Here is a 10962-nt window from a genome sequence, read left to right as displayed (position 1 = left end):
CGGGTCCGGAACATGGGCACGGTCGGACCGCACGAAGTGCGGGTCCGGAACATGGGCACGGTCGGACCGCACGAAGTGCGGGTCCGGAACATGGGCACGGTCGGACCGCACGAAGTGCGGGTCCGGAACATGGGCACGGTCGGACCGCACGAAGTGCGGGTCCGGAGCATGGGCACGGTCGGACCGCACGCGACGCCAGGGCGGGGTCCTGATGTGCCGTCACTTCGCGTACCTCGGACCGCCGGCAGCGTTGCACGATCTGGTCTTCGCTCCCCCGGTCGGACTCGAGCGGCAGTCCTACGCGCCCCGGCGGCAGAAGTACGGCCTGCTCAACGCCGACGGCTTCGGCTTCGGCTGGTACGTGGCCGGAAGCGCGGAACCGGTCCGCTACCGCCGAGCGGTCCCGCTGTGGGGCGAGGAGAACATTCGTGCCCTCGCCCGGGTCACGCACTCGGGCGCGGTCCTCGGCGCCGTCCGCTCGGCCACCATCGGGCACCCGGTGCAGGAGGGCGCCAGCGCGCCGTTCACGGCCGGGCGCTGGTTGTTCAGCCACAACGGAGCCCTGCCCGACTGGCCGCAGAGCGCTGCCGAACTGGCGGCCGGGGTGCCGTTCGCCGCCCTCGCGCGACAAGGGACCCTTACCGACTCGACGCTGCTGTGGGCCCTGGTCCTCGCCCGCCTCGAAGCCGGTGAGGATGCGGTGACCGCGATGACGGCTGTCACCGCCCAAACCCGGGACACCACCGGGGGCCGGGTCAACCTGCTGTTGCTCGACGGCGAACGCATCGTCGCCACCACAGCCGGCGACACCCTCTGTTATCTGCAGGGCGCCCACCCCGGGGCGGACGGCGAACCGCAGCCGGCCGTGATCGTGGCGTCCGAGCCCTTCGACGACTCCGACGCCTGGGTCGACGTCCCCGACAACCACGTCCTGGTTGCCACGGCCGAGACCACCACCCTGGAGATCATGTGACCCCGCTCGGTTCGCGGCTCGACTCGTCCAGCCGCTTCGCCCTCGACCAGCACCTGCCGGCGGACTTCGCCGAGCAGGCGCTGCGCGCCGATGTGCTCGCGGGCCTGAGTGCGACGCCCAAGACCCTGCCGCCGAAGTGGTTCTACGACGCCCGCGGCAGCGAGCTCTTCACCGCGATCACGCGGCTGCCGGAGTACTACCCGACCCGCGCCGAGGCCGCGATCCTCGCCCGGGAAGCCGCGGAGATCGCGACGGAGACCAGCGCGGACACCGTGGTCGAGCTCGGTTCGGGCTCGTCGGAGAAGACGCACCTGCTGCTCGACGCGCTGCGGGACGCGGGCACGCTCGCGCGCTACGTCGCGGTCGACGTCAGCGAGAGCGCTCTGGTGGAGGCGGCCGCTGTACTGCTCGAGGACTATCCCGAGCTCGTGGTGCACAGCGTCGTTGCCGACTTCGAGCAGCAGCTCCACCTGTTGCCGGCCGACGGGCAGCGCCGGTTGTTCGTCTTCCTCGGCGGGACCATCGGCAACTTCGCCCCGGCCGGGCGGCGGGCGTTCCTCGCCGCGGTGCGGGCCTGCATGCGAGCCGGGGACCACCTGCTGCTCGGCACCGACCTGGTGAAGTCACCGGCGGTCCTGGTTCCGGCCTACGACGACGCGGCGGGCGTCACCGCGGAGTTCAACAAGAACGTGCTCCGGGTGATCAACCGCGAGCTCAAGGCGGACTTCGACCTCGACCGCTTCGCCCACGTCGCGGTCTGGTCCGGCGAGCACGAGTGGATCGAGATGCGCCTGCGCAGCCTCGGTGAGCAGCAGGTGCGCATTCCTACCCTCAACCTCGACTTGACGTTCAGGGAGGGCGAGGAGATGCGGACCGAGATTTCGGCCAAGTTCCGCCGGCCGGGCGTGACGGCCGAACTCGACGGCGCCGGCCTGGAGCTGCGCCGATGGTGGACCGACGGCGAGGGGCGCTTCGGCCTGTCGCTGGCCCAGTCCGCCGGGTGAGCGCATTATTTCGGCCGGAGGTCCCCAGCCGCACCTGCAGTCACATCCTTCCCAAATCATGAACTCTCTTCGGTGAGGAATTGGCGGGGCGAGCCTTAGGGTCGGCTGTGCCTGGCAGCACGCCGTGAACGCCCCGCGACGCTGCGCGCCTGCTCGACATCGGAAGGAAACCGTTCATGTACACCCCGTCGCGGCGCCTCATCGCCGCCACCGCCGCCCTCGCCTCCGCTCTGTTCCTGGCCGGCTGCGCCTCCGACGACGATCCGATCGCGACTCCGAGCGAGCCGGTCGCCTCGGCGACTCCCACGTCGTCGGCCTCGGTCGAGGGGCTCTGTGAAGCGATCCTTGCCTTGGACACGGCGGCCCTCACCCTCCCCAGCGCCGAGGAAGAGGCACCGGAAGGCGAAGAAGGAGAGGACGAGGAGAGCAGCTCCGAGGCCTCCGCCGAGCCCACCTCCACCTCGGGTTCCAGCTCGTCGTCCTCCGAGGCTTCCGCATCGCCCGAGTCCTCCGCTTCCTCCGGTGAGGAAGGCGAGGGTGGGGAGGAGGCACCGCCTCCGCTCACCGGCGCGGCGCTGGCCGAAGCCAAGGCCACGCTCGAGCCGCTCCTCGAGGACCTCGAGGCCAACAAGGTCGCCGCGGTGGCCGGCCCCCTCGAGACGATGCTGGGGAAGGCCCGAGGGGCCATCACGACCGGCGATTTCTCGGTGTTCGAGTCCGAGGAGTTCGCGGCTGCGGACGCCCAGGTCGACAAGTACCTGGTCGAGGAGTGCGACTACAACGCGCTCGACGTGACCGCGGCCGATTACGAGTTCACCGGCGTCCCCAGCACCGCCAAGGCCGGCCCGACCAGCGTCACGCTGACCAACGAGGGCGAGGAGCCCCACGTCCTGATTCTGGTGCGGATCAACGACGACTCGGATCTGTCCGGCGAGGAGGTGCTCGCCCTCGGCGAGGAGGGAGCGCTGAAGGTCGCCAAGGTCGTCGGGGAGTCCTTCGCGCCGCCCGGTGCCGCCGGCACGGCCTTCTTCGACCTGGAGCCCGGGCGCTACGTGGTGTTCTGCCCGATCCCCGTGCACAAGCCGGGCACCGAATTCGATCCCGAGTCCCCGCCGCACTTCGCGAAAGGCATGCTCGAAGAGATGATCGTCACCGAGACCGGCTCGCCGGAGCCCGCCTCGAGCGGCTCCGCGAGCCCGTCGAGCTCCTCGGGTTCGGCCTCCACGTCCTCCGACGAGGACGAGGAGGGGGCGTCCGCGTCACCGACGCCGACCTCCACCGGCTGACCGTCGTAGGATCCGCGTCACCGCGGGGCCTGGCCTTCTGGGCCGGGCCCCGTCTGGCGTCGAAAGGGAGCAGGTGACCAGAGCGGCCAACGACAGCTCGATGCCCCGCCGGCGCTTTCTCGGCCTGGCCGGCGGGTTCGGGCTGGGCCTGGCCGCGGGCTGCGCAGCCGACGATGCCGCCCCCGGAACAGGTGCCACCGCCGGACCCTCGAGCTCGGCCACGGCGGCGCCGAGTCCGACCGGCACCGGACTGTTGCGGCCCGGCACCGCCGCCGGCACCCTCGCTGCCTCCCCGATCGAGATCGACCTGGCCGGCACAGTCGTCACCACCTGGGGATACAACGGGGTGGTGCCCGGGCCGGAAATCCGGCTGAAGCGTGGCGAGACCGTGCGGGCCCGGTTGACCAACGCCCTTCCGGACGAGACCACCATTCACTGGCACGGCGTCAATCTGGTCAACGCGATGGACGGGCTGCCCGGGCTCACCCAGGACCCGGTGCGCCCCGGCGAACTGTTCGAGTACGAGTTCCGGGTCCCCGATGCCGGCTCGTACATGTACCACGCCCACGTCGGCCACCAGCTCGATCTCGGGCTGTACGGCCCCCTGATCGTCGACTCCGACGTCGACGAGCCCCTCGCCTACGACCGCGAATACACCGTGATGATCGACGACTGGCGCGACGGCCTCGGCGTCACCGAGCCAGGTACGCACTCCGGCGGGCACGGCCCGCCCGGTGGGATCCCCTTCCTCCGTGGCGGGAGTTCGTCGCGCACGGCCCCGGCCGGGGCGACCCCCTCCGTCGAGGCCGGTCCGGAGGGCGAGGAGGACGAGGAGGAGGCCGAGCCCGAACCCGGAGCCAACCTCGGAGAACGCGTTGGCGGTCGGGTGTACCCGATGTACCTGATCAACGGCCGCCCGGCCGCGGACCCGCCGACCCTCGAGGTGCGCAGCGGCGAACGGGTCCGGCTGCGGCTGATGAACATCGGGGCCGACACCGGCTTCCTGGTCGCGATCGCCGGGCACACGATGACGATCACCCACACCGACGGCATGCCGGTCGAGCCCGTCGAGGTCGAAGCGGTCCGCCTCGGTATGGGCGAGCGCTACGACGTGGTGGTCACCGCCGACAACTCCGGGGTCTGGCAGCTGGCCGCGATGCCGGAGGCCAAGCGGGGTTTCGCCCGCGCCGTGCTCCGCTACACCGACGCCGCGGCCTCCATCCCGCCGCCGGTGGACGAGCGCCCCCGGGAACTGACGGGTCGTCAGGCATCCTACGACGAGTTGCACTACGCCGGCGAGCGGACCCGGCCGGCGACGACCCCGGACCGGGTGTTCGACCTGGAGCTGTCCTCGAACAGCCGGATCAACGACCAGCGCTACCCCGACGCCGAACCGCTGGAAATCGAGGCCGGCGAACTGGTCCGGTTCCGCATGGTCAACCAGGCGACCCTGGCGCACCCGATGCACCTGCACGGGCACCCGTTCTGGGTGGCGACGCCGTCCGGTCGCGGCCCGCTGAAGGACACCATGCTGGTGCCGCCCGACGGCGGGGAAGGCAGCTTCGACTTCATCGCCGACAACACCGGGGTGTGGCTCTTCCACTGCCACAACCACTACCACATGGAGAACGGCCTGTCCCGCGAGGTGCGCTACCTGACGTGAGGTCAGGTCCCTGACGGCACCGCGGGTTCGAGCGTCGCCACCGCTTCCAGGTGGTGCGTGTGCGGGAAGAGGTCGAAGGCGCGCAGCCCGCTGAGCGCGTAGCCCGTCTCGGCGAAGATCGCGATGTCGCGGGCCAGCGCGGCGGGGTCGCAGGCGACGTAGACCACGCGGCGCGGCCGCAGCGCGGCGATCGCCTCCACCACCACCCGGCCGGCCCCGGTGCGGGGCGGGTCGAGCACCACCAGGTCGGCCGGGCCCACGCCGACGGCCAGCGCGTGGTCCACCCGGTCCGCGATCACCGTGACCCCGGGCATGCCGTCCAGGTTGTCCCGCGCCGCGGCCACCGCCGCGGCATCGCCCTCGACTGCGACCACCGTCCCGCCGGGAGCGACGGTGGCGGCGAGCACGCCGGCGAACAGGCCGGAGCCGGCGTAGAGGTCGAGCAGGGCCTCGCCCGGACGCGGCACAAGAGCCTCGGCGACCGCCTCGGTCAAGGTGCTCGCGGCGGCCGGGTGAACCTGCCAGAAGCCGCCGGCCGGCACCGCGTACACCCGCCCACCGACCCGTTCCACCACCCGCTCGGTCGCCGACACCCCCGCCGGCACGTCGGGCATCAGCTCCACGTCCGTATCCAGGAGCGGGTCCATCCGCGGCCGCGCGGCCCGGCCGTGGGCGGGCGGACCGGACGGCCGGATCAGCACCGCGCGTTCCCCGGACCCGGCCGCGGTCACCGCAACCTCGGCAGTCTCGCTCCAGATCGCTTCCAGCACGCCCGAGCCGTTCACCGCGGGATGGGCGATGAAGCACTCGGTGATCGTCACCACCTCGTGCGACCGGGACTTGCGCAGTCCCAGCCGGCCGGCCCGGTCGACGGCGAACCGGACCCGGGTGCGCCAGCCCGACCCGTCCTCCGCGCCGGGCACCGCCTCCACGACCGGGTCCAGGTCCAGGTGGGCCAGCCGGCGCAGCTGCTCGGCGAGCACCGCAGCCTTCAGCTTCCGCTGCGCGGCGAGGGTGGCGTGCTGCCAGTCGCAGCCTCCACACCGTCCCGGCCCGGCGTACCGGCACGGCGGCTCGACCCGGTCCGGTGAGGGGGTGAGCACCTCGATCGCGTCCGCCCGCAGGAAGCGGTCACCCGGCATGCCTTCGGTGACCCGGGCCCGCACCCGCTCCCCGGGCAGCGCGTGCCGGACGAAGATGACCCTGCCCTCGTGCCGCGCGACGCAGATCCCACCGTGGGCGACCACGCCGACCTCGACCTCGTACTCGGTCCCCACCAGGCTGCCCGGGCCGGACCGTGGACGGCGCGGCAAGGCGGCACGCCGGCGGCGGCGATCGGGTCGAGGTTCAGGTCCGGCCATGGCGTCGCCGAGAGTAGCTGTGAAGCCGTGTAGCGTCCTGCGCGGACCAAAGAAGGGGTCGGGCACGTGCACATCGTGATCATGGGCTGCGGACGCGTGGGCTCGACGCTGGCGCTCGCCCTGGAGGCGAAGGGCCACGACGTGGCCGTCGTGGACCAGGAGGCCGACGCCTTCCGTCGGCTCGGTTCGTCCTTCTCCGGGCGCCGCGTGACCGGCATCGGTTTCGACCAGGAGACCCTGCTCGAAGCCGGAATCGAGCAGGCCGACGGTTTCGCGGCGGTCAGTAGCGGCGACAACTCCAACATCATCTCCGCCCGCCTGGCCCGGGAGCAGTTCGGCGTGGACAACGTCGTCGCCCGGATCTACGACCCGGCCCGCGCCGAGGTCTACGAGCGTCTCGGGATCCCGACCGTCGCCACCGTCAGCTGGACCGCCGACCAGATTCTGCGCAAGCTGCTGCCGCCGGGCTCCGAACCGCTGTGGCGGGATCCGAGCGGGCACGTCGCGCTGGCCCGGGTCAGCGTCAACGCGGCCTGGATCGGGCACCCGACCGCCAAGTTGGAATCGGCGTCGGGCGCGCGGATCGCCTTTCTTACCCGGCTCGGCGAGGGGATCCTGCCGAACGGGGAGACGGTGCTCCAGGAAGGCGATCTGGTGCACGTAGTGCTGCGCGAGGATGCCGCCGCCAAGGCCGAGGCCGTCTTCGGCGCCGGACCGACTGCCGGATCGGACGTGCGCTGATGAGGGTGGCCATCGCCGGCGCCGGCGCGGTCGGGCGTTCGATCGCCCGCGAGCTGCTGGGCAACGGGCACCAGGTCCTGCTCATGGACAAGGACCCGCGCGCGATCAAGGTCGAGCGGGTGCCGGACGCGGAGTGGCTGCTGGCCGACGCGTGCGAGATGTCCTCGCTGCAGGAGGCCGAACTGCAGCGCTGCGACGTCGTCATCTGCGCGAGCGGCGACGACAAGGTCAACCTGGTCGTCTCGCTCCTGGCCAAGACCGAGTTCGCGGTCCCGCGCGTGGTCGCCCGCGTCAACCACCCGGGCAACGAGAGCCTGTTCACCGAGTCCTGGGGCGTCGACGTCGCCGTCTCCACCCCGCGCCTGCTCTCCGCCCTGGTCGAGGAGGCCGTCACCGTCGGCGACCTGGTCCGCCTGTTCTCGTTCCGGCACGGCGAGGCCAACCTGGTCGAGCTGACGCTGCCCGAGGACTCCCCGCAGATCGGCAACCGGGTCGGGGACGTGCCGTGGCCGCCGGACACCGCCCTGGTCGCGATCATCCGGCAGAGCCGGGTGCTGGTGCCCACTCGGGACGATCCGCTGGAGGCGCTCGACGAGCTGTTGTTCGTCGCCTCCGCGGAGCAGGAGACGCGGCTCGAGGACCTGCTCTCCCCGCACCACCACTGACTCGGTTCAGTCGGCCGCCGGTGACGGATGCAGCGGAGTGCGCCCGCGGGCCAGCAAGGCCGCCATCGCGCCGAGGGCCGCCACCTGAAGGGGCCACCCCATCGCGACCTTGGCGGTGCCGAGCAGGCCGACCTCGCCCGCCTCGTAGAGCGGGTACTGCACGGCCACCCGCAGGATGCAGGGCGCCGCGAGCAGCAGGGTGAGCCGGCTGCAGAGCTTCACCATCGCCCGGTCGTTGCGCCAGGCGGTCGGGTCGCCGGTCACCGCGCCGACCATGAATCCGACCAGGGGCCAGCGGATCAGCACCGTCAGCAGGAGCACCGCGCCGTAGGCGGTGTTGTAGAGGATCCCGGGCAGGAAGTACGCCAGCGCCCCGTCGTCCTTGTCCTCGCCGCCGCCGGCCCGTAGGGCGAAGGCCGCGCCGATCCCGATCCCGAACGCCGCGTTCATCACGAACTGGACGGTGCTGCGCTGGACAAGCCGGACCACCAGCGCCACCGCAGCCAGGGACGCGGCGATGATCAGCGCGGTCTTCAGCTCGTCGGTGATGACGTAGCTGAGGGTGAACGCCGCCGTGGGAACGGCGGCCTCGATCACCCCGCGCGGCCCGCCGAGGGCCGTGGACAGTTGCTTGCGGACGAGTTCCTCAACGGTGTCGACGTTCGCCGCCGGGCGTGCAGCGGTGTCCTCAGCGCTGGTGTGGTCCGACGTTGAGTCCTCGGTCACCCGGCGCCCGGCCGCAGCTCGTAGCGCGGGTTGTAGACCACCGGACGGCCCTCCAGGATCGCGACCCGGCCGGTGACCCGCATCGCACGGCCCGGCTCGATGCCCGCGATCCGGCGCCGGCCCAGCCAGATCAGCGACACCGTCCCCGAGCCGTCGTAAAGCTCTGCCTCCAGCGCCGGGACGCCCGCGCGTGGGCGCAGCGTGACGGTGCGCAAGGTGCCGCACAGCGTTACCCGGTCGCGGTCGCAGCACTGCTGGATCGGGGTGCCGCCGGCATCGGCGGCGTGCTCGCGCAGCTCGCGCGCGTCGACCTCGTGAGCGGGCGCGGCGATCCGCCCGATCATCTTCTTCAGACCCATCTCAGCGGACCTCGGTGATCTCCGGGCCGCGCTCGAACGGGTTGAAGTCCTCGACGCGGGGCGGTGCGGCGGCCTCGTCGGCCTCGTCCTCGTCCGCGAGCTCGAACTGCTCGCCGGGCTCGCCGACCTCGATCTCCTCCGGCAGCGCCAGCCCGATCGGGTCGCGCGGGGCCATCGCGTCCTCGCCGCGGACCACGACGACGTCGCTGAGCAGGTCCTCGAGGGGCCGGCGCAGGGCCGCGTCCACCGAGGCCTCGCCCGTGATCACCGCACGAAGGAACCAGCGGGGGCCGTCGACGCCGACGAAGCGGGCGGTCTGCATGCCGGTGGTGCCGTCGGGCAGCGCGACCCCGACCTCGGCGATCAGCTCGGTACCGAACCGGCCCTCCTCCTCGGTGGAGGTGCCGCCGGACTGCGCGATGCCCTCGGCGATCTCGGCCCGGACCTCGTCCCAGATGCCCATCGTGCGCGGGGCGGCGAACGGCTGGATCTGCAGGGCGCTGCGCTCGATGATCAGCGTCACGGCGACGACCTGTTCCTCGGCGAGCTCGGCGCGCAGCTCCATGCCGTTGACGATCGGGATCCGGACCCCGCCGAGGTCGACCCGCTCAAGCTTGTCCTCGGGCGCGTCGAGGGCGTCCCAGGGACCGCCCTCGCGCTCGCGGATCTGCCCGGTCGGCCAGCGCGGGCCGCCGTCGTCGGCATCCTCGATCTCGTCGGGGCCGAGTTCGGCCAGGACCTCATCGACGTCGGGCGTCTCCTCGAGCTCTTCCTGCTCGAGCGCCTCGACCTCGGCGTCGGTGTCCTTGTTGCGGCGTCGGAAGGCCACGTTCAGTTCCCCTTTCCGGCGGGGGCGGCGTCGGGAATGGACACGCCCCCGGTGGATCCGTGCCCGCCGGTGCCCCTGGCCGAACCCGGCAGCGCCTCCACCTCGTGGAAGCGTGCGAGCTCGACCCGCTGGATGACCAACTGGGCGATCCGGTCGCCCCGACGCAGCACCACGGGCTGCTCCGGGTCGTGGTTGATCAGGCTCACTTTGATCTCGCCGCGGTAGCCGGCGTCGACCGTCCCGGGCGTGTTCACGATGCTGACCCCGAACTTGTGGGCCAGCCCCGAGCGTGGGTGCACGAAGGCGGCGTAGCCGGCCGGCAGCGCGATCGCCAGGCCGGTCGGGACCAGGGCCCGCTCGCCCGGGCCGAGTTCGACGTCGACGGAGGTGTAGATGTCCGCCCCGGCGTCGCCCGGGTGGGCGTACGCGGGCGTGGGAAGCTCCGGGTCGAGTCGCTGGACCAGCACGTCGACCCGCTCGCCCGACGGAGGAGCAGCCTGTAGGTCAGCGGTCACGTTGCCCGACACTACCGGGGGTCTGGCAGGCTTTCCCGCGCAGCCGAGCAGGTTCAGGCTCGGGAAACGCAGAGAAAGCGGGGTCAGGGTGTCGCAGCAGAACAACGTGGCGTGGAAGGTGATCGCCACCGGCGGCGCGATGGTGGGCACGATCCTGACCAAGAAGGTCGTCGGGAGCGCCTGGAAGGTCGCCACCGGCGGCGACCCGCCGACCCATCCGGAGAACCCGGACACCACCTGGACCCAGGCCCTGGCCTGGGCGATGCTCACCGGCGCCGTGGCCGGCGCGGTGAAGCTCGTGCTCACCCGCAACGCCGCGACGACCTGGCGGTCGGCCACCGGCGCACTCCCGCCCGGCCTCTCCTCGAGCTAATCCTTCGTCGCCAGCCAGATCAGGGCGTCGGAGACGGAGCGCTCCGAGCCGGACGGCCGGTTCACCAGGCGGCCGCGGACGGCCATCGCGGTGGAGCCGCCGCCGTCGAGGTTGATCGCGTCCCACATCCCGAGCGCCCGGGCCACCCGAGCGGCCTCCCACAGGGTGGCCCCCACGCTGCGGGCCTGCCGGCCGTCGATGGTGACCAGCATCAGCTTGCCGTCCGGGTCGACGCCGGCGATCGTGCGGGGGTTGCGCCCGAAGATGCTCACGTCGCGGTCGGAGAGCACGATCCGGCCGTCGCGCATCAGCCGGAACCGGCCGGTGACGGCAGAGACGCCCTCCCGCAGGGGCAACTCCCAGCCGAAGCGGTTGCGCACGGACTGCTCCAGGTCCACGCAGCCCTCGGCCGCCAGCGCGCGCAACCGGGCGGCCATCGCCCCGGTGGCCTGCAGCGAGGTCTGGGC

Annotated in this window: 13 protein-coding genes; 7 read left to right on the top strand and 6 right to left on the bottom strand. The window is 72.2% G+C overall.

The annotated features are described in order from the left end of the window. Positions 1-211: 211 nt before the first annotated feature. From egtC to H0X00_RS16775, 4 genes are all read left to right on the top strand, one after another. Positions 212-973, top strand: a complete 762-nt coding sequence (gene egtC, locus H0X00_RS16790; RefSeq protein ID WP_293773052.1) for an ergothioneine biosynthesis protein EgtC — start codon at positions 212-214, stop codon at positions 971-973. Further along, a complete protein-coding gene (gene egtD, locus H0X00_RS16785) occupies positions 970-1977 on the top strand; it encodes an L-histidine N(alpha)-methyltransferase (protein WP_293773049.1) in 1008 nt (335 codons plus the stop codon). Before egtC ends, egtD begins: the two co-directional genes overlap by 4 nt. A gap of 176 nt (positions 1978-2153) precedes the next feature. Then, on the top strand, positions 2154-3263 hold the full coding sequence (locus tag H0X00_RS16780; protein WP_293773046.1) for a hypothetical protein: 1110 nt from the start codon (positions 2154-2156) through the stop codon (positions 3261-3263). Between the two features lie 73 nt (positions 3264-3336). Further along, positions 3337-4926, top strand: a complete 1590-nt coding sequence (locus H0X00_RS16775; RefSeq protein ID WP_293773043.1) for a multicopper oxidase family protein — start codon at positions 3337-3339, stop codon at positions 4924-4926. 2 nt (positions 4927-4928) lie between these two features. Here H0X00_RS16775 and H0X00_RS16770 read toward each other — a convergent pair whose 3' ends face one another. Continuing rightward, the gene (locus H0X00_RS16770; RefSeq protein WP_293773041.1) at positions 4929-6203 is read right to left on the bottom strand and encodes a class I SAM-dependent RNA methyltransferase; all 1275 of its coding nucleotides are present in this window, start codon (positions 6201-6203) and stop codon (positions 4929-4931) included. A gap of 150 nt (positions 6204-6353) precedes the next feature. On the opposite strand from H0X00_RS16770, the gene H0X00_RS16765 reads away from it, so the two are divergent. Then, the gene (locus tag H0X00_RS16765) at positions 6354-7028 is read left to right on the top strand and encodes a TrkA family potassium uptake protein (RefSeq protein ID WP_293773038.1); all 675 of its coding nucleotides are present in this window, start codon (positions 6354-6356) and stop codon (positions 7026-7028) included. Beyond that, positions 7028-7693, top strand: a complete 666-nt coding sequence (locus tag H0X00_RS16760; RefSeq protein ID WP_293773035.1) for a TrkA family potassium uptake protein — start codon at positions 7028-7030, stop codon at positions 7691-7693. The genes H0X00_RS16765 and H0X00_RS16760 overlap by 1 nt, the downstream gene beginning before the upstream one ends. Before the next feature lie 6 nt (positions 7694-7699). On the opposite strand, the gene H0X00_RS16755 is transcribed toward H0X00_RS16760, so the two are convergent. From H0X00_RS16755 to dut, 4 genes are read right to left on the bottom strand one after another with little or no spacing between them, the layout of a single operon-like run. After that, positions 7700-8419 carry a DUF3159 domain-containing protein gene (locus tag H0X00_RS16755; protein WP_293773032.1) on the bottom strand — a complete coding sequence of 240 codons (720 nt, stop codon included), beginning with the start codon at positions 8417-8419 and terminating at the stop codon, positions 7700-7702. Further along, positions 8416-8778 carry an OB-fold nucleic acid binding domain-containing protein gene (locus tag H0X00_RS16750; protein WP_293773030.1) on the bottom strand — a complete coding sequence of 121 codons (363 nt, stop codon included), beginning with the start codon at positions 8776-8778 and terminating at the stop codon, positions 8416-8418. The genes H0X00_RS16755 and H0X00_RS16750 overlap by 4 nt, the downstream gene beginning before the upstream one ends. A gap of 1 nt (position 8779) precedes the next feature. Continuing rightward, positions 8780-9607 (bottom strand): DUF3710 domain-containing protein, encoded by an 828-nt coding sequence (locus H0X00_RS16745; protein WP_293773027.1) that lies wholly within the window; start codon positions 9605-9607, stop codon positions 8780-8782. Between the two features lie 2 nt (positions 9608-9609). Then, entirely contained in the window at positions 9610-10122 is a 513-nt protein-coding gene (gene dut, locus H0X00_RS16740) for a dUTP diphosphatase (protein ID WP_293773025.1), read from the bottom strand. Between the two features lie 88 nt (positions 10123-10210). Here dut and H0X00_RS16735 point away from each other — a divergent pair, with 88 nt between their 5' ends. Continuing rightward, the gene (locus H0X00_RS16735) at positions 10211-10495 is read left to right on the top strand and encodes a DUF4235 domain-containing protein (protein ID WP_293773022.1); all 285 of its coding nucleotides are present in this window, start codon (positions 10211-10213) and stop codon (positions 10493-10495) included. On the opposite strand, the gene H0X00_RS16730 is transcribed toward H0X00_RS16735, so the two are convergent. Beyond that, positions 10492-10962: phosphodiester glycosidase family protein (locus tag H0X00_RS16730; RefSeq protein ID WP_293773019.1), on the bottom strand; the 471-nt coding region annotated here is incomplete at its 5' end. The genes H0X00_RS16735 and H0X00_RS16730 overlap by 4 nt on opposite strands.

Source organism: Sporichthya sp. (assembly GCF_013815995.1).
Lineage (GTDB): Bacteria > Actinomycetota > Actinomycetes > Sporichthyales > Sporichthyaceae > Sporichthya.
The sequence above is the reverse complement of the archived record's forward strand: the minus strand, read 5'-3'. Positions and strand labels throughout refer to the sequence as shown.

Bases quoted from the DNA above. Each gene is read 5' to 3' on its own strand.
- egtC (WP_293773052.1), top strand. From the start codon at position 212: ATGTGCCGTCACTTCGCGTACCTCGGACCGCCGGCAGCGTTGCACGAT.
- H0X00_RS16780 (WP_293773046.1), top strand. From the start codon at position 2,154: ATGTACACCCCGTCGCGGCGCCTCATCGCCGCCACCGCCGCCCTCGCC.
- H0X00_RS16760 (WP_293773035.1), top strand. From the start codon at position 7,028: ATGAGGGTGGCCATCGCCGGCGCCGGCGCGGTCGGGCGTTCGATCGCC.
- H0X00_RS16750 (WP_293773030.1), bottom strand. From the start codon at position 8,778: ATGGGTCTGAAGAAGATGATCGGGCGGATCGCCGCGCCCGCTCACGAG.